This window comes from Christensenella minuta, assembly GCF_003628755.1.
In the GTDB taxonomy this organism is placed as follows: Bacteria; Bacillota; Clostridia; order Christensenellales; family Christensenellaceae; genus Christensenella; species Christensenella minuta.
The window spans coordinates 1,693,997-1,715,067 of the sequence record NZ_CP029256.1; the positions used below are offsets into that span (position 1 = coordinate 1,693,997).

At 52.7% G+C, this 21,071-nt stretch carries 23 protein-coding genes; 5 read left to right on the forward strand and 18 right to left on the reverse strand.

Going from position 1 to position 21,071, the window contains the following annotated elements:
* Nucleotides 1–2 precede the first annotated feature (2 nt).
* From thrC to B1H56_RS08060, 8 genes are all read right to left on the reverse strand, one after another.
* Nucleotides 3–1,493: a threonine synthase gene (gene thrC / locus B1H56_RS08025; RefSeq protein WP_066521933.1), complete on the reverse strand. Its 1,491-nt coding sequence runs from the start codon at nt 1,491–1,493 to the stop codon at nt 3–5.
* A 183-nt stretch (nt 1,494–1,676) separates the two neighbouring features.
* Nucleotides 1,677–2,087, reverse strand: coding sequence for a hypothetical protein (locus B1H56_RS08030; protein ID WP_066521720.1), 411 nt, complete (start codon nt 2,085–2,087; stop codon nt 1,677–1,679).
* Nucleotides 2,088–2,251: 164 nt separating this feature from the next.
* A complete protein-coding gene (locus B1H56_RS08035; RefSeq protein ID WP_066521718.1) occupies nt 2,252–2,452 on the reverse strand; it encodes a hypothetical protein in 201 nt (66 codons plus the stop codon).
* Between the two features lie 114 nt (nt 2,453–2,566).
* Nucleotides 2,567–4,102, reverse strand: coding sequence for a 2,3-bisphosphoglycerate-independent phosphoglycerate mutase (gene gpmI / locus B1H56_RS08040; protein ID WP_066521716.1), 1,536 nt, complete (start codon nt 4,100–4,102; stop codon nt 2,567–2,569).
* Nucleotides 4,103–4,173: 71 nt separating this feature from the next.
* Nucleotides 4,174–4,917 (reverse strand): triose-phosphate isomerase, encoded by a 744-nt coding sequence (gene tpiA, locus B1H56_RS08045; protein WP_066521713.1) that lies wholly within the window; start codon nt 4,915–4,917, stop codon nt 4,174–4,176.
* 107 nt (nt 4,918–5,024) lie between these two features.
* The gene (locus B1H56_RS08050) at nt 5,025–6,206 is read right to left on the reverse strand and encodes a phosphoglycerate kinase (RefSeq protein ID WP_066521711.1); all 1,182 of its coding nucleotides are present in this window, start codon (nt 6,204–6,206) and stop codon (nt 5,025–5,027) included.
* A 202-nt stretch (nt 6,207–6,408) separates the two neighbouring features.
* Complete coding sequence (locus B1H56_RS08055) at nt 6,409–8,025, reverse strand: Na/Pi cotransporter family protein (protein WP_066521706.1); 1,617 nt, start codon at nt 8,023–8,025, stop codon at nt 6,409–6,411.
* A gap of 25 nt (nt 8,026–8,050) precedes the next feature.
* Nucleotides 8,051–8,515 (reverse strand): tRNA (cytidine(34)-2'-O)-methyltransferase, encoded by a 465-nt coding sequence (locus B1H56_RS08060; protein ID WP_066521705.1) that lies wholly within the window; start codon nt 8,513–8,515, stop codon nt 8,051–8,053.
* Between the two features lie 367 nt (nt 8,516–8,882).
* Between B1H56_RS08060 and B1H56_RS08065 the strand changes: the two genes are divergently transcribed.
* From B1H56_RS08065 to B1H56_RS08075, 3 genes are all read left to right on the forward strand, one after another.
* The gene (locus B1H56_RS08065) at nt 8,883–9,257 is read left to right on the forward strand and encodes a BlaI/MecI/CopY family transcriptional regulator (RefSeq protein WP_066521704.1); all 375 of its coding nucleotides are present in this window, start codon (nt 8,883–8,885) and stop codon (nt 9,255–9,257) included.
* A complete protein-coding gene (locus B1H56_RS08070) occupies nt 9,254–11,761 on the forward strand; it encodes a M56 family metallopeptidase (RefSeq protein WP_066521702.1) in 2,508 nt (835 codons plus the stop codon). Before B1H56_RS08065 ends, B1H56_RS08070 begins: the two co-directional genes overlap by 4 nt.
* An 86-nt stretch (nt 11,762–11,847) precedes the next feature.
* Nucleotides 11,848–12,054 (forward strand): (2Fe-2S)-binding protein, encoded by a 207-nt coding sequence (locus B1H56_RS08075; protein WP_242862042.1) that lies wholly within the window; start codon nt 11,848–11,850, stop codon nt 12,052–12,054.
* 241 nt (nt 12,055–12,295) lie between these two features.
* Here B1H56_RS08075 and B1H56_RS08080 read toward each other — a convergent pair whose 3' ends face one another.
* Nucleotides 12,296–13,144, reverse strand: a complete 849-nt coding sequence (locus B1H56_RS08080; protein WP_066521925.1) for an aldo/keto reductase — start codon at nt 13,142–13,144, stop codon at nt 12,296–12,298.
* Nucleotides 13,145–13,320: 176 nt separating this feature from the next.
* The gene (locus B1H56_RS08085) at nt 13,321–14,496 is read right to left on the reverse strand and encodes an iron-containing alcohol dehydrogenase (protein ID WP_066521697.1); all 1,176 of its coding nucleotides are present in this window, start codon (nt 14,494–14,496) and stop codon (nt 13,321–13,323) included.
* Nucleotides 14,497–14,631: 135 nt separating this feature from the next.
* Here B1H56_RS08085 and B1H56_RS08090 point away from each other — a divergent pair, with 135 nt between their 5' ends.
* Both B1H56_RS08090 and B1H56_RS14515 read left to right on the forward strand, forming a co-directional pair.
* Nucleotides 14,632–15,063, forward strand: coding sequence for a MerR family transcriptional regulator (locus B1H56_RS08090; protein WP_066521695.1), 432 nt, complete (start codon nt 14,632–14,634; stop codon nt 15,061–15,063).
* 121 nt (nt 15,064–15,184) lie between these two features.
* Nucleotides 15,185–15,358 carry a hypothetical protein gene (locus tag B1H56_RS14515; RefSeq protein ID WP_156515149.1) on the forward strand — a complete coding sequence of 58 codons (174 nt, stop codon included), beginning with the start codon at nt 15,185–15,187 and terminating at the stop codon, nt 15,356–15,358.
* A gap of 87 nt (nt 15,359–15,445) precedes the next feature.
* On the opposite strand, the gene B1H56_RS08095 is transcribed toward B1H56_RS14515, so the two are convergent.
* The 8 genes from B1H56_RS08095 to B1H56_RS08125 all read right to left on the reverse strand — a co-directional run bounded on the left by B1H56_RS08095 (nt 15,446) and on the right by B1H56_RS08125 (nt 21,035).
* Nucleotides 15,446–16,270 (reverse strand): Cof-type HAD-IIB family hydrolase, encoded by an 825-nt coding sequence (locus B1H56_RS08095; protein WP_066521690.1) that lies wholly within the window; start codon nt 16,268–16,270, stop codon nt 15,446–15,448.
* Complete coding sequence (locus B1H56_RS08100; protein ID WP_066521688.1) at nt 16,258–17,433, reverse strand: pyridoxal phosphate-dependent aminotransferase; 1,176 nt, start codon at nt 17,431–17,433, stop codon at nt 16,258–16,260. Before B1H56_RS08100 ends, B1H56_RS08095 begins: the two co-directional genes overlap by 13 nt.
* The gene (locus tag B1H56_RS08105) at nt 17,430–17,930 is read right to left on the reverse strand and encodes an Lrp/AsnC family transcriptional regulator (RefSeq protein ID WP_066521687.1); all 501 of its coding nucleotides are present in this window, start codon (nt 17,928–17,930) and stop codon (nt 17,430–17,432) included. The genes B1H56_RS08100 and B1H56_RS08105 overlap by 4 nt, the downstream gene beginning before the upstream one ends.
* 56 nt (nt 17,931–17,986) lie before the next feature.
* The gene (locus B1H56_RS14960) at nt 17,987–18,121 is read right to left on the reverse strand and encodes a hypothetical protein (protein ID WP_258106643.1); all 135 of its coding nucleotides are present in this window, start codon (nt 18,119–18,121) and stop codon (nt 17,987–17,989) included.
* Nucleotides 18,121–18,342, reverse strand: a complete 222-nt coding sequence (locus B1H56_RS08110; protein WP_066521685.1) for a DUF2589 domain-containing protein — start codon at nt 18,340–18,342, stop codon at nt 18,121–18,123. Before B1H56_RS08110 ends, B1H56_RS14960 begins: the two co-directional genes overlap by 1 nt.
* A gap of 84 nt (nt 18,343–18,426) precedes the next feature.
* Complete coding sequence (locus tag B1H56_RS08115; protein WP_066521923.1) at nt 18,427–19,362, reverse strand: alpha/beta fold hydrolase; 936 nt, start codon at nt 19,360–19,362, stop codon at nt 18,427–18,429.
* Nucleotides 19,363–19,443: 81 nt separating this feature from the next.
* Nucleotides 19,444–19,785: a DUF1667 domain-containing protein gene (locus tag B1H56_RS08120; protein WP_066521683.1), complete on the reverse strand. Its 342-nt coding sequence runs from the start codon at nt 19,783–19,785 to the stop codon at nt 19,444–19,446.
* Nucleotides 19,782–21,035 carry an NAD(P)/FAD-dependent oxidoreductase gene (locus B1H56_RS08125; protein ID WP_066521680.1) on the reverse strand — a complete coding sequence of 418 codons (1,254 nt, stop codon included), beginning with the start codon at nt 21,033–21,035 and terminating at the stop codon, nt 19,782–19,784. The genes B1H56_RS08120 and B1H56_RS08125 overlap by 4 nt, the downstream gene beginning before the upstream one ends.
* Between the last annotated feature and the right edge of the window lie 36 nt (nt 21,036–21,071).

The window sequence follows — 21,071 nt, forward strand, 5'->3', positions numbered from 1 at the left end:
CTTTAGTCCCCCATCCGGCTGATAAATTTTTCCACCGCCGTTTTGAGCCCGGTCCGCTCTACGCAGTCCGGATGCAGCACCGGTTTTTCGTGCAGGCCGGCGATCTGCGGCGGGATCTGCGTTCCCGTGATCTGCGACAGCTGGCGCGCCGCCTCAAACGCATCCGGCACGTCCTGCCCGGATACGCAGCGAAGCACATCCTGCGTAAATTTATAGGGATTTGCCGTGGAAACTACGACGGCGGGCGCACCGTCGCCCGTCTGCCTCCTATATTTTTCGCCCACGCACCGCGCCACCGCCGTATGCGGATCAATGAGGTAGCCGTAGGTCTCGAAGACCGTTTTAATCGTTTGCGCCGTTTCCGTTTCGTCGCAGAAATCCGCCCAGAACGTCTCCCGGAGGCCCGCCTGCGTTTCGGCCGGGATCTCATACCTGCCGTTTTGTTTCAGCGCGTTCATCCATGCGCGTACCTGCACGTCGTCACGTCCGGCGACCTCGAACAGCAGCCGCTCGAGATTGCTTGAGATCAGGATGTCCATCGAGGGGGACATCGTCTTGTGGAAGGTCCTGTTTGCGTCATACACGCTTTTATTGAAGAAATCCGTGAGCACGTTGTTTCCGTTGGACGCGCAGACCAGCTTTTTCACGGGCAAGCCCATGCGTTTTGCGTAATAGCCCGCGAGTATATTGCCAAAGTTGCCCGTAGGCACGATAAAGCTGATCTCCTGTCCGTTCTCGATCCTTCCATCCGCCGCCAGCTTTGCATAGGCATAAATATAATAAGCCACCTGTGGGATCAACCGGCCGAAATTGATCGAATTCGCAGACGAGAATGTATAGCCTGCTTCCTTCAGGAACGCCTTCAGGGCATTGTCCGCAAACAGTGCCTTTACGCCCGTTTGCGCGTCGTCAAAATTTCCCCGCACGCCGCACACCGCGACGTTGCCGCCCTCCTGCGTGACCATCTGCAGCTTCTGCATCGTCGCCACGCCGTCCGCCGGGTAAAACACTTCGATCGCCGTGCGCGGGACGTCCTTGAAGCCCTCGAGCGCAGCCTTGCCAGTATCCCCCGAGGTCGCGGTCAGGATCAGCACGTTTTCCTGCTGTTTATGGATGTCGAGCGCTTTACGGATAAGACGCGGCAATACTTGCAGCGCCATATCTTTAAATGCGAGCGTCGGTCCATGCGTAAGCTCCATCACATAATCTACGGAGGTGAGTTCTTTTATGGGCACGACCCGCGAGTCGTCGAACGTCCCGTATGCCTGCTGGGTGATCTCCGCAAGGGCCGCCTCGTCCATATCAAAGAAATACTGCAATACGCGCGCTGCAAGAATATCGTATTCGTGCGCCGCATACGCTTTCATTTCTTCAAGGTCGATCTGCGGGAACGATTCGGGCACAAACAGCCCGCCGTCCGCCGCGATCCCCTGGAGCACCGCCTTTGTAGCGGGGATGGAATTCATTTTTCCGCGCGTGCTTAAAACCTGCATTGTCTTTTCTTCTCCTTCATTTGAAACGTGAAAAGCGGACAGCCGCACGAATCTGCTGCGGAAGAGCGCTCTCCGCCGCCCGCACATGCTACATGCTGTCCGCCTTAAGCCAAACGGCTTAACGCAATTCTTTCCGTAACGACCCGGCCATACTGCTATCCGGTGAAACAAAAAGACGCATCCTCAGATGATGTATTGTTTGAGGAAATCCGGCGCCTGTGCCGGATCCGCGCTGATGATGATAACTGCCTTGAAGCCGTTTTTCTCGGAAAGCGCTTCAATCTTTCCAATCAGCTCCTTGAGTTCTTCCACATCCAACTTTACAATCTTGAGGAATGCGTCGATAAATACCGCTTCTATATCATAATTCTGAGATACCATGCCGCATAACATGCCATAAAGGGCGTCGCCCGAATCGATTCCGAAGTCCTTTACGTCCACGAAGCGTGCCTGGTGCGCGACATCGTACATGTAGCGCTTGTCATCATCGATGAAAACGACATCTCCTTTTGTGGAGTTCAGCTCCGCGTTTGCAAGATCGATCAGTCTTTTTGTTTTCCCACTGCCCTTTTTCGCATAGATCAATTGTATCATGGTAAAGACCCCCTTGTTTTTTGAATAGGTTCCGTTTAAGACTATTATAATATATATGTCCTGTTTTATCTACATCAAAAAATTATTTTTGGGAAGAAAAAAGCCGCCTGGGGAGGGAAAATGCGCCTGTGCGCATTCTCCCCCGTCCGGACGGCGGATTCCGCTCAATCGTTGATATAAGTATTCGTCACATTCCCGCATTTTTTGCATTGTATGACCGGCCGGGCATCGTGGACCTCCAGTCCTTTGCGTTTCTCACATGCCGCGAAGCTGCTCCAGCCCAATTTTCCCGGCTTTGAGACCTGTCCCCCGCCGTTTGCCTGTTCCAGCTGTTTCCCGTTCAAAGGCGTTTTCCTGTCTTTCATGACCGTTCGTTCCTCCTTCTTCCATCCTCTGCATCTATATACGGAAAGCTCCTATCTCAATTTTGGGAATTCAGGCATAAAAAAACTGCCCCGGAGGACCGGAGCAGTCTTGTCCTATTTTTCAAGCAGGCTTTTGCCTTCCATTTCTATAGGTTGCGGAAGTCCCATCAGGTCAAGCATTGTGGGCGCGAGGTCCGCGAGGATACCGCCCGTCCTCAGCTTGTCAAGCTGGTGTCTCTGCGAAACCAGGATGCAGGGAACCGGATTGGTGCTGTGCGCCGTGAAGGGTCCGCCCGTCTCCGGATCGACCATAATTTCCGCGTTGCCGTGATCCGCAGTGATTAGCACCTCGCCGCCCACCTTGAGGATCGCGTCCACCACCTTGCCCACACATTCGTCCACCGCACGGACGGCTTTCACCGCCGCCTCGAAGATTCCCGTATGGCCGACCATATCGCAGTTCGCAAAATTGAGGATCATCACGTCATACTTCTGCGATTCAATCAGTTCTACCGCCTTTGCGCATACCTCGGGCGCGCTCATCTCCGGCTGGAGGTCGTAGGTCGCGACCTTCGGGGATGGAATGAGCACCCTATCCTCTCCTTCGTTCGGCTGCTCCACACCGCCGTTAAAAAAGAAGGTAACATGCGCATATTTCTCCGTTTCCGCAATGCGGAACTGTTTCTTGCCCTGTTTCGCCAAGTATTCTCCTAGCGTGTTTTGGAGCACCTGCGGCTTATATGCCACATGGATGTTCTCGAATGTCTTATCATACTGCGTCATGGATACAAAATACGTCGGGAAATATTCATGCTCAAAGCCTGTAAAATCTTCCTGGGTGATGCTCCGCGTGAGTTCCCGCGCCCTGTCTGGCCTGAAATTGAAAAAGATCACCGAATCGTTCGCCTTGAGCTTCGCCACCGGTTCCCCGTTTTCCGTGATGACCGTGGGTTTCACAAATTCGTCGTATTCTTTCCTGCCGTAGGAGTCCTGCATCGCCAAGACCGCATCCGGCGCGTCGAGCCCCTCGCCTTTTACGATTGCGTCATAGGCAAGCTTCACGCGTTCCCAGCGGTTGTCCCTGTCCATTGCGTAATAACGTCCCATGACCGTTGCGATTTTACCCGCGCCAATCTCCTCGATCTTCGCTTCAAGCTGCTCGATAAAGCCTTTGCCGCTGTCCGGTGGAACGTCGCGGCCGTCCATCAGGCAGTGCACGTACGTCCTGTCGCCGATCCCGTTCTCCTTTGCCAGCCTGAGGAGCGCGTACAGGTGCTCCTGATGGCTATGCACGCCGCCGTCCGAAATGAGGCCGATAAGATGCAATGCGCTGCTATTTTCTTTTACGTTTTTGACCGCGTCCATGAATTCCTGCTTGCTGAAAAAATCGCCGTCAGCGATGGACTTCGTGATCCGCGTAAGCTCCTGGTAAACGATCCGGCCCGCGCCGATATTCAGGTGCCCGACCTCGGAATTTCCCATCTGTCCGTCAGGCAGGCCGACGGACATACCGCTTGCGCCAAGCTGCGTGGCGGGGTATTTCTCCATCAGCTTTTTAATGTTCGGCGTCCCTTCCGCATAAATCGCGTTCCCTTCCGTCTGCGACGTAAGGCCGAAGCCGTCCATAATAATTAATGCTGTAAATGCCATATATGTCACCTTTTTCTATCAAGATTGGATTTTCCCATACGCGCCTGCGGCGAAAAGCGCCGCGTACGTCCTTAGTAATTTACCACCTTGGAAAAATCTTCCGCCTTCAGCGAAGCGCCTCCGATGAGCCCGCCGTCGATGTCGCTCATCGCCATCAGCTCGGACGCATTTTTGGGGTTCATGCTGCCGCCATACTGTATTCTTACCTCGTCCGCCGCGCCGCCAAACACTTCTTTTACCGCTGCGCGGATCTCTTTGATGGTGTCGTTGGCATCGTCCGCCGTTGCCGTTTTACCCGTGCCGATCGCCCAGATCGGTTCGTACGCGATCACCACCTTGCGGACGTCGCTTTCCGCCACGCCGAGGAGGGCGAGTTTCGTTTGCTTACGCACTACTTCTGCCGTCACGCCGCTTTCACGCTCTTCCAGCTTTTCTCCCACGCATACGATGGGAGTAAGACCCTTTTCGAGCGCTTTCTTGACCTTCAGGTTCACGGTCTCGTCCGTTTCGGCATAATATTCACGGCGTTCGGAATGTCCGATGATAACATACTGTACGCCGAGGTCAAGCAGCATATCCGCAGAAATCTCGCCCGTGAACGCGCCGGCATCGTGATAATCGAGGTTCTGCGCGCCGAGGCCGATTCCAGAGCCTTTCAACGCCTGGGCCGCCGCCGCGAGATCCGCCGCAGGCGGGCATACCACTACGTCCGCTTTCGCATCCGCAACGAGGGGCTTTAATTCGTTAATCAGGCTGACTGCTTCGCCCGCAGTTTTGTTCATTTTCCAGTTTCCCGCAATAATCGGTTTTCTCATTATAAAACTCCTTTTTGAATTGTAATCTTTTTGAAAAGGACGGAGAATCTCCGTCCTTTTGACCGTCATTTTTCAAGCATGGAACGCACCCGCAGCCACCCCATACATTATTTGTCGTTGAGGGCTGCTACACCCGGCAGTTCTTTTCCTTCGAGGAATTCGAGAGAGGCGCCGCCGCCCGTGGAGATGTGAGACATCTTGTCCGCATAACCGAGCTTTTTCACAGCCGCAGCGCTGTCGCCGCCGCCGATGATGGTGATCGCCGAAGAATCCGCAAGCGCTTCTGCGATGGCTTTCGTGCCGTTCGCAAATGCGGGCATTTCCGCAACGCCCATCGGCCCATTCCAGATAACCGTTTTCGCGCTCTTGATTTCGTTGGCGAAGATGATCCGCGTCGACGGTCCGATATCAAGCGCCATCGCATCCGCCGGGATGTTTTCCGCCGCAACGATCTGCGTTTCCGCGTCCGCCTTGAACTCCTTGGCTACGACAAAATCAGACGGGAGCATAATCTTGATGCCTTTTTTCTTTGCCTGGTCCATCAGGTCGCGCGCAAGGCCGAGCCTTTCGTCATCCACAAGGGATTTGCCCATTTCATAGCCCTGCGCCTTGACAAACGTATTCGCCATGCCGCCGCCGATAATCAGCCCGTCCACCTTTCCGAGCAGGTTTTCGATCACGCCGATTTTGTCCGACACTTTGGCGCCCCCGAGAATCGCGATAAAGGGACGCGCCGGGTCTTCAAGCGCCTTGCCCATGATGGAGAGTTCCTTGCCGATCAAAAAGCCCGCGACTGCCGGGAGGTAATCCGCAACGCCCGCCGTAGAAGCATGCGCGCGGTGCGCGGTGCCGAATGCGTCGAGCACAAAAATATCGCCGAGGCTGGCCAGCTGTTTTGCAAACTCCGGATCGTTTGCCGTTTCCTCCTTATGGAAACGCAGGTTCTCAAGCAGCACGACCTGCCCCGCTTCCATGGAATCCACTGCGTCCTGCGCCTCTTTGCCGATGCAGTCTTTTGCAAAGATCACTTTGGTGTTCAAAATTTCGCTAAGCCGTTTCGCAACGGGCGCGAGCGAAAACTCGGGCTTTACCTCCCCCTTCGGCCGGCCGAGGTGGGACATCAGGATTACCTTTGCGCCGTGGTCCAGAAGATACTGGATAGTCGGGAGTGCCGCCCTAATCCGGGTTTCGTCCGTAATTTCCCCATTTTCGTTCAGCGGAACGTTAAAATCCACGCGCACGAGCACCTTTTTGCCCTGGACGTCGATATCTTCAATCGTCTTTTTCATGATCTTTACTCCTTTTTGAATGATTATTCACATACCCTTTTATTTTAATCAATAACCCCCTAATAATCAAGCATAACTTGCTGGCCGGATAAATCTGTGCGCTCCCGGAGGAACAAGTAAAAGGCCGCGGACGCGGGCGCGTCATGCGCCCCGGCGCGGCCTTCCAAGCTGTCGGGCGGGCGGCGTGCCTGCGGCCTCCGGGTTACTGCATTTCCCCGCGCAGATATACCGCCGCGATATTCGCCACATGGTCGGCAACGCGCTCGCACATGGTGATTACATCCGTAAACACCGTGCTGGCCTGCGCGCTGCACTCGCCCTTTTTAAGGCGCTTGACATGGTTCTTTTTGATCTTGGCCTCATAACGGTCAACCTCATCCTCGATCTCGATCACGCGCTGCGCGCTTTCGAGGTTGCCTTCCTTGAGCGCTTCGCGCAGCAGGCGGAACGCTTCGCCTATCTTATCGGCCATAAACTGGATTTCCACCGCGCCCTTCTTGGACATTTTAATCTTTTTATCCAAACGGATCGCCGCGATATCGGCGATGTTCTGGGCGATATCCGAAATGCGTTCAATATCCATAATGACGTGCAGCAGACCCGTCACCGTACGCGAATCCACCTCGGAAAGGCCTGTCTGGCTGACGTTTGCCAGCGCATCCGTGATTTCATGGTTGAGGTAATTGACGACCTTTTCATTTTCCCCGACCTCGTTGATTAATTTCTCATCCCGTTCAAGGAAGCTCCTGATCGCAAGGTTGAAGTTTTCGCCGGAAAGCCGTTCCATCCGTGAAACCTCGAGGATTGCCTGGCCGACCGCGACGGGCGCGCTGTCCGCATTCTTGTCGATATATTTGAGCTTCTTGCCTTCGAGCTGTTTATCTTCGCCGCGCACAAAGAAGTAGGATAGCTTCGTCAATACCTGCGGGATGCCGATAAAGATAAACGCGCAAACCACATTAAAGAAGGTATGGAAGTTGGCGAGCTGGTTGACAGGCGAGCCGGGCGTCCACGATTTGATCCAGTCCACAATGGGCAAAAACCGCATCGCGACCATAAAGATAAATGCGCCGATGATGTTAAAGAACAGCAGGGCGACCGCCGTACGCTTGGCCGTCTTGGTTCCGGAGATGCTTGCCAGGATCGCTGTGACGCAGGTCCCGATATTGAGGCCGAGGATCACATACACCGCGGAATCGAGCCCCATGACTCCCTGCATGGCAAATGCCTGGATGATACCCATCGTCGCCGATGAGCTCTGGATAATGGCCGTCACTGCAAGCCCCGCCGCAAGCCCGATCCACGGATTCTGGAAGGAAGACAGCAGGTCGATAAAAGGCTGGTACTCCCGCAACGGAGCGACCGCCTCCGACATCAGTTCCATGCCGAAAAGCAGGATACCAAGGCCTCCAATGATCTCGCCGATGCGCCGTACCGAACGTTTCTTCACGAACAGCATGATAACCACGCCCGCAAAAAGGACGATCGGTGCAAACTGCGTCACCTTGAGGGCCACGATCTGTGCGGTGATCGTCGTACCAATATTGGCGCCGATGCCAACGTTGATCGCCTGTGTGAGCGACATCAGCCCGGCATTCACGAAGCCTACGACCATAACCGTAGTCGCCGATGAGCTTTGGATAACCGCCGTTACGCCCGCGCCAAGCCCAAGCGCCGAAAAGCGGTTCTTCGTCATCAGCTCGAGCCCCGTCCTCAGCTTATCGCCCGCCGCCGCTTCAAGGCCGTCCGACATCAGCTTCATGCCGTAAAGGAACAGCCCGAGACCTCCGATGAGCATTAGAATACTCCATAAATCCATATAAAGTTCCCCCAATAAGAAATTTTCATTTCATATGAAAATAGCCGTTCTGGCGCAGCGCTTCATAGACCCCCACGCACACTGCGTTGGAAAGGTTCAGGCACCGCTGCCCGCTTTGCATTGGAATGCGGACCGCCCGGGCCGCATTCCGGTCCAGAAGCCCCTTGGGAAGCCCTGCCGTTTCCTTGCCAAACACCAAAAAACAGTCCTCCGAATAAGCCGCCTGATCGAAGTTCTTTTGCACCTTGGAAGAAAAATACCAAAAATCTCCCTCCGGGTATTTTTGGTATAACTCCTCAACACTTTCGTACATATATAAGGTAAGGTCCTTCCAATAGTCAAGACCGGCGCGGCGCACATGCTTTTCATCGAGTGAAAAGCCCATTGGCCCGACAATATGGAGCACGCTCCCCGTAACAACGCAAGTGCGTGCAATATTTCCCGTGTTCTGCGGGATTTCCGGTTCAATGAGAACAACCTGAACTGCCATCTTAAACCTAGCTTTCCATGCCTTCTAAACAGTCCGGAAGCAAATAAAAACGCTGCCGTCCGCTTAAAATTGATATTAATCCGAAGATCAATCCATGATAATTATAAGGTAAAATCCATGTGTGCGCAATGTAAAAATTCGGCAAAAGGATAATTTATCATTTTCCGCTTTGCAGAGCGGTTTTCAGCCCTCTGCGTTCCCAAAACGGCAGTAAGGAACATACGATGCGCTGCCTTCGTAACATTATTTTTTATTTTTCATTGACAAATTCCATTTTATGATTATACTTATAGTCATAAGCTTGCTTTTATAATCATTGGATTGTTCTCTACGCAAAAACAGAATGGAGCCAGCGGAGGGCCGAAAAATGACGGAAACTTTGACTTACAGCGAATGGATGGTTATGAATGCGCTCTGGGGCAGGGACCCGCAGCCTCTTTCCGGCGTGATCGAGGCAATGGGCGGGACCGTCGCCTGGAGCTACCGCACCTATGCTTCCTACCTGAAGAAGCTTTGTGACAAAGGCTTCGTCGGCTTTGAAGCCAAGGGCCGCGATAAATTTTATTATCCGCTCGTGCGGCGGGAAGACTGCATCCGCGCGGAAAGCCGCAGTCTGCTCAAGAAAGTCAGTTCGCGCAGCCGGAAGGACCTGCTCCTGTGCATGATCGAAGAAAGCGGACTCCGGGACGAGGACCAAGCCGAACTCAAAACGCTGATCGACCGTTTGGGGGAATCAAAATGAGCATACTGCGGATATTGCTTGAAATCACCGTTTATTCTGCTCTCCTTATGGCGCTGATCCTTCTCTTGAAACGCCTTTTCAAAAAACAGTTTTCCCCCTCGCTGCAATACTTCATATGGTTCCTGCTGATCGCACGGCTCGCAATTCCCTTTACCGTCCAAAGCAGTTTTGGACTGGTCACCATCCCGCAGGAGGCGGTTCCTGCCGCGGCACAGGCAGAGGAGACGGCGGAGGCACCCGCCGCTCCGCGGGAAGAGCCTGCCGCGGTACGGCAACAGGCGCAGGCTCCCGTCTCCATAAACGCAAAGGAGGCAGGTATGGGGAACAGCGTCACGGCTGATCCGGGAAATTTGCCGGGCACGGCTGATCCTACATTGTCCGCCGGGGACACATCGCCCGCCGGTCCGGCCATAAAGCCCGAAACCGTGTTTCTCGCCGTCTGGCTTGCCGGTATCGCAGCTGTAGCCTTAAAGACAGCCGGGGGCTGTCTTTCCCTCTCGCGGAGGATCAGGCGTTCGTGCGTACTTCCGCCGGCGGATGTTATGCGAACCATAAATAAAGTACGGCGCGAGCTCGGTATCAGGCGGCGGCTGCGCGTGCTTGTCCAGAATTCCGCTTCTTCCCCCGCGCTTACCGCTTCCTTCCTTCCCAAGTTGATCCTGCCCATATCCCTTTTGGGCCATCCCGCCCGGCTGCACTTCGCCGTTCGCCACGAGCTCGTGCATTTTAAGCGAGGCGACTATATCGTATGCCTGCTGATGCTTATACTGCGCGCCGTTTACTGGTTCAACCCGGTTGTATGGCTCATGCAGAAGCCCATCAAAACAGATATGGAGGCGGCATGCGATAATATTGCCACCGCCGCCCTTCCCCCGGAGGCAAAGAAGGCTTATGCCCGTACGATATTGGAAATGTTCTCCTGCCGGATGTGCCCTCAGCCTGTTTTGGGGATGTCTCTGCAAAACAACAAAAAAACCGCAGAAAAGCGAATTCGGGGAATCTTTATGAAAAGCAATACGAAAAGAGGAATCCGGTTCATTTCCGTATTCGCCGCCGTCCTGCTGGTCGCGGTATGCTTTACAACCGCGTGCCAGCCTTCCCTTGAAGTCTATTCCGGTATCACGGACCACGATAAATTTGCCAAGGGAACCTCCGTTGCCGGGATCGCCATGGGCGGTCTGACCTTCGAGGAGGGAAAACGCGCTCTCCAGCCTGTCGTGGACGACTTCCTCTACCGGCAGGTGGAATATACCGTAAAAAATATCGAAACCCCTTACCGGCATCTCCTTTCCGAGCTGGGCGTTTGGATGGATGCGGAAGCCGCCCTCGCACACGCGATGAAAAACGGCGGTGAAGAAAAGAATTTCCCGATGGAGCTGACGGTTGACGACGCCCGGATCAAAGCGGCGATCGCTGAGGACAGCGCCGACTGGAATCAGCCCGAGGCTTCTTATTCCGTAGAAAAGGAAGCCGATGAAGACGCCCTTACAACCTCAGGACGGATCGTGCGGAACGAACCCGGAACCTTTTTCCGTGTGGACGAGGACGCGCTTCTGGAACAGATCAGGAAGCAAATCGAAAACCAGGACCTCCGTTCCTTCGCCGCGCCGGGGAAAACGGAAACAGCCGTTCCGGTGGCAGGGCGCGAGCTGGTATTGATGGGGTCCGCCACAACGGCAGTCGGCAGAGGTTCATCCGAAAGCAGGAAATATAACATCTGGAAAATCAGCAATATCCTCAATGGTGCGATTATCCATCCCGGGGAGACGTTTTCCATCAACGACACCGTAGGAGACCGGACGGTGGAAAACGGCTGGGCGCTTGCGCCCGGTATTGAAAACGGTACTTATACACAACAAGCGGGGGGCGGAATCTGCCAGGTGTCATCCACCATGTACAACGCCGCGCTCAGGGCGGAAATGAAGATTGTGGAGCGTGTTCCGCATACCATCATGGCGAGCTACGTTCCCCAAGGTATGGATGCGACGATTTCCACGGGCGGCCCGGATTTCAGGATCGGCAATCCTTATGACTGCGATATCATATTGATTGTAAATTGCGATATTCCAAGCTCTCAGGTTACTGTTGATTTTTACGGGCAGGTACCGAGGAATTATTCCCTTTTATTTGAATCTGTCCTCGACAGCGAAGAACCTCTGCCGGATGTTCAGTATAAAACAAATTCATCCCTTGATAAGTATGCGGTAAAACTTACGAAGGTAGGCCAGCCGGGCGAGCAGTATACGGTTTACGCCCAGAAATACGGTAAAGAAACCGACCAGCCGATAGGCGAAAAATACAAAGTGACCACCTCGACGTACAGTGCAACCGCGCCGGTCGTGGAAGTGGGCAGCGGCATTCCGCTCCCCGCCGACGGAACGCCTCTCGAAGATGTAATGGCGCAGGCGGCGGAGCTTCAGGCGGCGAAGGAAGCCGCAGATCAGGTCCCTTCGCCCGCCCTCCCCACGCCCGTACTGCCGGACGGGTCCGCTCCCGCGGCGTAAAAATTCCGCTCCCGGCGAAATTCCTGCATACTCTTTGCCAAAAAGGGTATATAATGGATAGAAGAACGATTGGGAGGTAAGATTCTATGGCAATGGAAAACAAGGTAATCTGCAACTGCAAGCAGGTAACGCTCGCGGATATCGAAAGCGCTCTGCGGAATTCAAAAAACATGACGGATGTTACGTCCGCATTTGACGACGTGCAAAAGGTGACGCATTGCTCCACTGGCTGCGGCCAGTGTCACGATAAGATCATGGACGTGATTTCCGATATGATGTACAACATTATCTAGGCAAACCGAAAAGCAGCCATTTGGGAAGCCGCCCCATAAAGCAGCCTCGTCAATAAACTGAAACAGGACAACTGGTCCATACCGGGTACAAAGCAAAACGGGCGTATCGCCGCTTAGACGATACGCCCGTTTGTTTTGCAACAGAACGCCGTTTTCGGGGCGTGCAGCGTGTGGAAAACGGCTTTACAATGAGCGTGAAAAGTATCCAATATGCTCCACGAATGAATTATTTGAGTTGCCTTTAGTACCAGTCGTGCTTCTCGTTTCGGTTTAGAGCATTAATTTGTTCCATTTCCGCGCCGGTCAATTCAAAATCAAATAACTCCGTATTTTCTTTGATGTGATCGGGATTACTGGAACCAGGTATGACTGTCACACCTTTTTGCAAATTCCAGCGAAGAATGACCTGCGCTGATGACTTTCTGTGCGCTGCGGCAATTTCCGCAATAACAGGGTCGTTTAATAATTCTTGCGTATGTCCCCTGCCGCCAAGCGGGTACCATCCCTGTACTACAATTCCAGAATTTTGAATATACTGGATCACATCATTTTCTTGATAGTAAGGATGTATTTCGTTTTGTACCAATGCGGGGGTAATGCTGACCTGTGGTAAAAATTCTTCCAGCTCCTCAATATACCAGTTAGATAAACCTATGGAGCGGATTTTGCCCTCTGCTACAGCCTTTTCCATTGCATGATAGGCGTCTGCGTCTTTATCCCCCGGGTGATGAAGCAGCATGAGGTCGATATACCCTATATCCAGTTTATCCAGCGCTTCATCGATGGCAGCTTCGGCATTTTCAAACTGGTTTGGATATAGTTTTGTGGTTACAAAAATTTCTTCCCTTGCAATGCCGGAACTTCTAACTGCTTCTCCAACGCTTTCTTCGTTATGATATATGTAGGCGGTATCAATCAGGCGAACGCCATTTTCCAAGGCTGCCGAAACGGAATTTACACATTCTTCATTCAAAAGGCTGTAGGTGCCAATTCCATAAACCGGCATTTCATAACCACTGTTCAAAGTTACCGTTTTTGTTTCAAAGTTAAAATGATTTGCCTGTGGTATTTCGTCTGTTTCGGCAATCATTTCAGTCGATAAAGATGTTCCGGCTTGCCCTGCCTGGCTCTCGAATACACTGTTTTCCCTTGCGGCGGCGCAAGCGGAAAGCCCTAAAGAAAGCAAGAATGTACAAAAAACGGCTGCAAGTTTACGCATTTCCTTCCCTCCTCATCAGGTTTTACCTGCGATCGTCCGGACTTTTATTAGCGATAAGATTTTTTAAAAATTCCGGCGCAATCCTCGTCTGTCATTTCACAGGGATTTGCCGCAAACAGTCCTCCTTGCATGAACCGCGCGCCTTTCGCCAGTGTCATGGCTTCATCTGGCGCAAATCCAAAGCTGCTCATTTTCAAGCCGGATACGCCGCACTCTTCCTGTAATTTCATAAGGGCCGTAATAAAGTCCTCCGGCTTAGCTGCATTTTCCAATCCCATAGCCCGCGCCATTTTAATAAACTGCCCGTCGCAGGCGTGTCTTTCGATAAAAAATTCAGCGAAGGCTTTTGAAATCATAATCAGGCCGGCACCGTGCGGAAGATTATGATGATACGCGCTCATAGAATGTTCCATGCTGTGCTGTGCCGTGGTAGAGGTAAGCTGCATCGTAACACCCGCCATAGTGCTACCATAAGCAACATGTTCTCTTGCTTCAATGTCCTTTCCATCCTTTACAGCGCGGGGCAGGTATTTTGCTATATTTTCAATCGCAGACAGGGCAATTGCTTCGCTCAAAATATTCACGCCCTTCGACATCATAACTTCGGTATTGTGAAACAGTGCGTCAAATCCCTGATAAGCCGTATATTTAGCAGGTACAGTCGTCATGAGTCCCGGATCAACAATCGCCAATACTGGGGTAAGCCCCGGGTTGCCGAACCCAATTTTCTCTTTCGTTTCCAGATTTGAAATAACCCCGAATCCGTTCATTTCCGAACCGGTACCGGAAGTGGTTGCAATCGCAACAATCGGAAGTCCTTTCTTGCCAAGCGGCTTGCCTTTCCCTGTTCCACCGAATACATAATCCCATAAATCCCCTTCGTTCGTAGCCATTGCTGCAATTGCCGCAGATGAGTCGATTACTGCGCCGCCTCCAAGCGCAACAATGAAATCGCAGTTGGTTCCTCTCGCAAACGCGGCACCTTCCATAATAACTTCTTTTACAGGGTTTTCCATAATTTTGTCAAACAGCGCCGTTTCTACTCCTGCCTTTTGAAGCTGCTCCAGCGTACGGTCAAGATAACCGTTCGCTTTCGTGGATTTTCCGTTAGAAATCAGCACCATTGCTTTCTTTCCGGGCATTGGGAGCGTTCCCAATTCATTTAGCATTCCCGTGCCGAAATAAAGATTTGTAGGGTTGTTAAAATTGAAGTTCATGTTCATTACAAATTTTCCTTTCCTTGTTTAATCAAATTGGAGCTTAGATTGACAAACCCGTTTTTCAGGTGTAGTATCATTATAGAAGCTAAAGTTAGGTTTAGGCCAAGAGGTATTTTAAAAAATTTTCAGGAGAATGTTATGTACTATTCAATCGGCGAAGTAGCAAACGCTACCGGAATTGCTATATCTACTTTGCGATACTATGACCGCGAAGGTATGTTTCCACATATGGAGCGAAGCAACGGCGGTATTCGTGTCTTTTCCGATAAAGAGATTGATACGCTTAAGGTGATTGAATGCCTGAAATCTTCGGGTATGTCGATAAAAGCAATTAAGGAATTTTTGATCTGGTGCCAAGAGGGTGATAGCTCTCTCCATAAGCGCCGGGAAATGTTCCATGCCCGTTTAGAAGAAGTGGAAAAGCAGATCGAGGCATTGCAGGCAACAAAAAATATGCTGAAATATAAGTGTTGGTATTATGATACTGCCATTGAGGCAGGAACGGAAGAGACCGTAAAAAATATGCTGCCTGAGGAAATCCCGGAAAATGTCAGGGATTACAAAATATAGTTATATTCCTGCGTTCTATATACGCTATGGGTAAGTGAGCACTCCTGGCGTTTTCTTTTGAATATTCTGGCATTTCCAAAAATCCGCCCCACGTTTAAATTGAAGAATTTTTTGAAAACTTGTGCTGAAACAGCTCAGCTGGGACGGGTTGACTCCTGCTGTGCTCAACGGCGCAGAGGCGGTGTATGTTCACGCTCCCTACAAGCCAAACGGGCATAAGGAGCGGCAGATTGATATTTGCTGTGATCTTGTTGGAATACTCCCCGCGTCCCTGCTCTATGGCCTGCAAACCTGAGAAACGGCATAGCCGAAGCTGCGCCGTTTCCAAAATAACTCTATGCCGTTTTATTAAGCCGTCTTTACAGAACGCTTTTTAGTTTCCTTATTTTCCAAACACAAACCGGTCGATAGCCTGCGCAACGCCACATTTCCTCACATCCGCCGTAATATAGTCCGCCGCTGCCCGCGCCTCTTCCATCGCGTTTTCCATCGCAACGCCCACGCCCGCCGCGCGAAGCATCTCTGCATCGTTGCCGCCGTCGCCGATGGCCATTACGCACTCCATCGGCACGCCGAGAAGCTCCGCCAGTTTTTTGAGGCCCGAGCCCTTAGAGACGCCGAGCTTGTTGAATTCCACATTGCGTTCCTCGCCGCGTACAACGTTATATTTCCCCGCGAAAGTTCGGGCTATTTCCCGCAGCTCCGGTTCAAGTTCGATAACGGGAGACCAAACAAGCACCTTCTCCGCATCCGCATACATCTCCCGGTACATTTCTTCCTCCGTATCCTTGATGACTACGGGAAACACCGCTTCTTCCCCCTGCTGCCACTTGTCGAACAGAACCTGATAATAATCGTCCCGTGTGCAATAGATCTTGTTGTCGCTGAAGATATACCGCTTCTGCCCCGTCCCACGGTATGCGGACATAATATCCCGCGTCGCCTCTTTTGGTATACTGTCGCGGAACCATGACTTTTCCTCGTCGCGTATATCCGCCCCGTTGCATATGATGACGGGAATATCGATCCCGAGCGCGTGGATCCACCGCTTGGCCGTTTCGAGGATGCGCCCCGTTGCGATTGTTACAAAAACTCCCGCTCCGCGCGCACGCTCGATCGCCTCCATATCCCGGGGCGCGACGTTCATCCCCATGTCCGCGATCAGTGTTCCGTCTATATCCAGTGCCAATAGTTTTATTTTCTGCATTCGTCTACAAACTCCGCGATTCTTTTCAGCGCTTCCTTCAGGTTGTCCATGGACGACGCATACGAACAGCGCATGAAGCCCTCGCCCGCCGCACCAAACGCCGTTCCCGGCACGCACGCCACATGCTTCTCATGAATCAGCTTATGGCAAAATTCCTCAGACGTCATTCCCATTCCCGAGATGTTCGGAAATACGTAAAACGCACCGCGGGGTTCAAAGCAGGAAAGCCCCATTTTTTTGAAGGCATTGTAAACAAAAGTCCGGCGGCGGTTATAGTCCGACACCATTTTATTTACCTGCGCAAAATCCGTATCTAGTTCGTGCCTGAGCGCTTCCTCGCCCGCGTGCTGGCTGGCCGTAGGCGCACACAGCATAAAATATTGGTGGATTTTGACCATGGCGGCGATCATCTCCTCGGACCCGGCCGCATAGCCGAGCCGGAAGCCCGTCATGGCAAACGCCTTGGAAAACCCGTTAATGACCACCGTACGCGGATACATCTCCGCAAACGAAGCGATAGAGCAATGCCGTCCGCCGTAGGTGAGCTCAGAATAGATTTCATCCGAAATTACAAACAGATCGCTTCCTTCGATTACCGGTACGATGGCCGCAAGCTGTTCTTTCGTCATAACCGCGCCCGTCGGGTTGTTTGGATACGGCAGGATGATCGCTTTTGTTTTCGGCGTGACCGCCGCTTCAAGCGCCTGGGCCGTAACCGTAAAACCGTCGCATTCCTTTGTTTCGATGGGCACCGCCACCCCGCCCGCAAAGGCGACTCCCGGCATATACGAAACATAGGACGGCGCAGGCACGAGGACCTCGTCGCCGGGCTCGATGACCGCACGAAAAGCAAGGTCCAGCGCCTCACTGGCGCCCACCGTCACAATTGTCTGTGTTTTCCAGTCATAGCTTGTACCGTAACGCTCGCGCAGGTAACGCGCAATCAGCCTGCGCAGCGCCGGGTTGCCGTGGTTGGACGTATAATGCGTATAACCGCGCTCAATCGATGCAATGGCCGCTTCCCGGACGTTCCACGGCGTTACAAAATCAGGCTCGCCCACGGAAAGGGAAATAATGTCCTTCATTTCACTCGCAATATCGAAGAACTTCCGTATTCCGGAAGGCGGCATCTCTTCCACTGTTTTCGCAATAAACTTTCTCACGGGGTGACCACCAATCTTTCATCCGTTTCATCGCCCACGAGAATCACGCCCTGTTCCTTATATTTGCGCATAATGAATACGGTGACCGTCTTTGTGACCCCGTCGATGACCGAAAGCTTTTCAAATACGAACTTGGAAATATCTTTCATGCTGCGGCTCTTGATACGCACGCACAAATCGTACGTACCCGCCATCAGGTAGACCGCGCGCACCTCCTCAAAGCGGTAGATACGTTTTGCCATATCGTCGTAGCCGTAATCGCGCTGCGGCGTGATCTCCACCTCGATCAGCGCTTCCGCGCCCGCATCCTCATCTACTACGTCGCGGTTTACAAGCGCGCTGTATTTGATGATGGCCTTTTCGTCCTCAAGCTCTTTCACCGTTTTTTCTATTGTAGCGGCGTCCACATTCAGCATAAGTGCCATTTCGTCTGCCGTCGTCTTGGCGTTGTCTTCCAGTATGTCGAGAATCTCCAGCTTTAAATCCTTCTCCATCATAAACCTCCCTGTCGGCGTTCGCGCTCACGCGCGTATTCTTCCGCAATTAAATGTCATTATAGCATGTTTTTACAGTTTCCTTCAACCTTACCATAAAGAAAAGCGCTTTGGATCATATCAAAAAGCAAGCGCGCGGGCGCCTGCTTTTCATCATTTTTTGCATATACTGCTTCTTTCAATGCCGCTGCCATTATTTCTTGCCGTCCGTACCGGCCGTTTCCACGCCAACCCGTTTGATAAATTCCTCTGTCGTGCGGGCGAGCTGCTTCTGCGCGTCACATACCGCCCGAAGCGGCCCGCCGACGAGCTTCGACATGGGGAGTTCCGCAAACTGTTCCGCTATTATTCCGCCTGCCGCTTCATCAAGTTCCGCATCGGTCAGCTTTTTCCGAATCTCCTTATCGTTCTTCATGGAATGTCCCTCCTGTTTTCCTGTTATCAATAAGCTACGAAAAACTCGACAAAATATCTCACATTTTTCAGAACAAACGGACGCTCAAATGTGTTTTTGTATCCATGTGAACAGGTCGGCAAATACTTCTTCCCGGTTCGTTTCGTTCAAAAGCTCGTGCCGTGCTCCCTCGTAAAGCTTCATCTCTACGGGAAGCCCCTCCTCTTTCATCCAGCCAAACACCTCTTTTACGCCCTCTCCATAGTTTCCCACCGGGTCCATACTGCCGGACACAAGCAGACAGGGTCTATCTTTCGGCATGCGTCCGGCCCACTGTATTCCCGATACGTCGTCGACAAGGTTGGCAAAGTCATAGGCTGCGCGGTCGGTAAACAAGAAAGTGCACTGCGGGTCCGCGTTATACCGACCGACGCGCTCCCGGTCGCGCGTGATCCAGTCGTTTTTGGAACGTACGTCCCCATACCTGTCGTTATATTTGGAAAATGCGAGATGCGAAAGGAGGGTGGCGGGCTTTTTCGCACGGCCAGAAAGCATGCCTGCGTTCGCAAGGAAGCGGATGAGGCCTGTCAGCCTGTTCGCGCCCGACGTTCCCATAAATACCGCGCATGCAGGCTCGCTGCCGTACTTCGTCATATAGCTGCGCGCCACCATGCTGCCCATGCTGTGTCCCATCAGTATAAAAGGAATACCGGGATAGCGCCCGCGTATCAATACGGTCAGGGAATGCACGTCCTCCATCACCAGTTTTTCACCGTTTTTATCGGCAAAATAACCGTAAGAGCTGTCTTTATTGCGCTGTTTGGTGAATCCATGGCCGAGGTGGTCGTTTCCGCATACGACGCCGCCGCGTTCCACGATATATTCCGCGAATTCCGCATAACGGTCGATGTATTCGCACATCCCGTGGCAAATTTGCAGGATAAATTTCGGCTGCGCATGATCCGGCCTCCATATACGCGCAAACACCCCGCTCTTTCCGTCCGCCGATAGAAAAGTCAATTCTTCACTTAAGCATGCCATTTCCCTCACCTCATTCTTTCCATCCGCCCCGCACCGGGCCGTTCCCATGCGGGCCAACCCAGATCCCGGTCCGCGGTTTCTTCAACACACGGACTTTGTCGCCACGAAATCTACGCCCGTATCAAGTATGTTTTTCAAGATCACGTCGCCGCACCTGACAGGCGCTTCCACCGTTACATCGTTTAAAAGCGCGACTGCCCGCAGCATCATCTTTTTTGGAATGGGCGCGCTCGTCTTAACGGGCAGCCGGGGAAGCTCCCCGCCGCGGATTCTTACCGTGGAAGTAATCATGCGCGTGGGGTTCTCCATCTCGGATTCCACATAGCGGATTCCCCGCTCGCATCCCGCGCCCGTAAATTTTCCGTCCCCGTCTACAAAGATGCGGCATCCCTTTGGGCATACAATACAGGTGAATTCCTTCATTCCTGTTCGCCTCCTTTCAGAGAAACCTCGATTTCATCTCCTGTCAGCAGCTTTTTGGGAATACGGATTTTCTCCATTTCCCCAGGCACCGCATAATCGCGCCTGAAGCGCGCAATTTCGCCGCCGTTCGATTTGACTACGATGCTGATATCCTTATAGATGTCATTCACGCGGAAAAACACATCGAGAAATTGGTCGATATGATCCATGCGCGCGCGCTGCGGCAGGATATAATTCAGCCCCCGGCTCGCGTACAGCTCAAAACAGGGCGCTTCTTTTTCGCCGTGCGCCGCATATTCGGCGGCCGCCCTGCCCGCCCGTATGCTTTCCATCGTCACAAAATCTACAAGGTCATGTACCTGCGCCACATTGCCGCACGCAAAAATACCCGGTATGCTCGTCTCCATGTTTTCATAGACGATCGGCCCTTTTGTGCGCATATCCATCTCTACGCCCGCATTTTTTGAAAGCTCGTTTTCGGGGATCAGGCCGACCGAAAGCAGGACCGTATCGCACTCGATCTCCTTTTCCGTCCCCGGAATCGGTTTCCTGTCCTTATCCACCCGTGAGATCACCACGCCTTCCACACGGTGTTTTCCCCTGATCTCCGTGATCGTGCTGGAAAGGTACAGCGGTATATCGAAATCATCGAGGCACTGCACGATATTGCGCCGGAGTCCTGCCGAATAAGGCATCAGCTCAACGCACGCCGCCACCTGCGCGCCTTCGAGCACCATGCGCCGGGCCATAATAAGCCCAATGTCGCCCGACCCGAGAATCAACACCTTTTTGCCTACCATACAGCCTTCCATGTTAACATAGCGCTGTGCCGTCCCCGCGGTAAAAATTCCCGCCGGGCGCGTTCCCGGAATCCCGAGCGAGCCGCGCGGGCGCTCCCTGCAGCCCATTGCCAAAACGACTGCGCCCGCATCGATTCCGAGCACACCCTCCTGCGGGTTAACCGCAATGATGTGCTTCGCCTGTGAAAGACCGAGCACCATCGTATTGAGCTTCAGCTCGATATCCGTCTTGCGGAGTTCGTCTATAAACCGTTCCGCATATTCCGGTCCGGTCAGCTCCTCCTTAAAATAGTGCAAGCCGAACCCATTATGGATACACTGGTTGAGAATCCCGCCCGCCTCAAAATCGCGTTCCAGGATCACTACCTTTTCCGCACCGTTTTTCCTGGCCTCAAGAGCCGCTGCCAAGCCCGCCGGACCCGCACCGATCACCGCTACATCATATTTCATAGGATAAAATCCCTCCATTATCGCCAAATCCCTGCC

What these genes read in the sequence shown, in the direction of transcription:
- thrC (WP_066521933.1), bottom strand. Translation starts at nt 1,493, where the DNA reads ATGCAGGTTTTAAGCACGCGCGGAAAAATGAATTCCATCCCCGCTACA.
- B1H56_RS08030 (WP_066521720.1), bottom strand. Translation starts at nt 2,087, where the DNA reads ATGATACAATTGATCTATGCGAAAAAGGGCAGTGGGAAAACAAAAAGA.
- B1H56_RS08035 (WP_066521718.1), bottom strand. Translation starts at nt 2,452, where the DNA reads ATGAAAGACAGGAAAACGCCTTTGAACGGGAAACAGCTGGAACAGGCA.
- gpmI (WP_066521716.1), bottom strand. Translation starts at nt 4,102, where the DNA reads ATGGCATTTACAGCATTAATTATTATGGACGGCTTCGGCCTTACGTCG.
- tpiA (WP_066521713.1), bottom strand. Translation starts at nt 4,917, where the DNA reads ATGAGAAAACCGATTATTGCGGGAAACTGGAAAATGAACAAAACTGCG.
- B1H56_RS08050 (WP_066521711.1), bottom strand. Translation starts at nt 6,206, where the DNA reads ATGAAAAAGACGATTGAAGATATCGACGTCCAGGGCAAAAAGGTGCTC.
- B1H56_RS08055 (WP_066521706.1), bottom strand. Translation starts at nt 8,025, where the DNA reads ATGGATTTATGGAGTATTCTAATGCTCATCGGAGGTCTCGGGCTGTTC.
- B1H56_RS08060 (WP_066521705.1), bottom strand. Translation starts at nt 8,515, where the DNA reads ATGGCAGTTCAGGTTGTTCTCATTGAACCGGAAATCCCGCAGAACACG.
- B1H56_RS08065 (WP_066521704.1), top strand. Translation starts at nt 8,883, where the DNA reads ATGACGGAAACTTTGACTTACAGCGAATGGATGGTTATGAATGCGCTC.
- B1H56_RS08070 (WP_066521702.1), top strand. Translation starts at nt 9,254, where the DNA reads ATGAGCATACTGCGGATATTGCTTGAAATCACCGTTTATTCTGCTCTC.
- B1H56_RS08075 (WP_242862042.1), top strand. Translation starts at nt 11,848, where the DNA reads ATGGCAATGGAAAACAAGGTAATCTGCAACTGCAAGCAGGTAACGCTC.
- B1H56_RS08080 (WP_066521925.1), bottom strand. Translation starts at nt 13,144, where the DNA reads ATGATTGCCGAAACAGACGAAATACCACAGGCAAATCATTTTAACTTT.
- B1H56_RS08085 (WP_066521697.1), bottom strand. Translation starts at nt 14,496, where the DNA reads ATGAACATGAACTTCAATTTTAACAACCCTACAAATCTTTATTTCGGC.
- B1H56_RS08090 (WP_066521695.1), top strand. Translation starts at nt 14,632, where the DNA reads ATGTACTATTCAATCGGCGAAGTAGCAAACGCTACCGGAATTGCTATA.
- B1H56_RS08095 (WP_066521690.1), bottom strand. Translation starts at nt 16,270, where the DNA reads ATGCAGAAAATAAAACTATTGGCACTGGATATAGACGGAACACTGATC.
- B1H56_RS08105 (WP_066521687.1), bottom strand. Translation starts at nt 17,930, where the DNA reads ATGATGGAGAAGGATTTAAAGCTGGAGATTCTCGACATACTGGAAGAC.
- B1H56_RS14960 (WP_258106643.1), bottom strand. Translation starts at nt 18,121, where the DNA reads ATGGCAGCGGCATTGAAAGAAGCAGTATATGCAAAAAATGATGAAAAG.
- B1H56_RS08110 (WP_066521685.1), bottom strand. Translation starts at nt 18,342, where the DNA reads ATGAAGAACGATAAGGAGATTCGGAAAAAGCTGACCGATGCGGAACTT.
- B1H56_RS08115 (WP_066521923.1), bottom strand. Translation starts at nt 19,362, where the DNA reads ATGGCATGCTTAAGTGAAGAATTGACTTTTCTATCGGCGGACGGAAAG.
- B1H56_RS08120 (WP_066521683.1), bottom strand. Translation starts at nt 19,785, where the DNA reads ATGAAGGAATTCACCTGTATTGTATGCCCAAAGGGATGCCGCATCTTT.
- B1H56_RS08125 (WP_066521680.1), bottom strand. Translation starts at nt 21,035, where the DNA reads ATGAAATATGATGTAGCGGTGATCGGTGCGGGTCCGGCGGGCTTGGCA.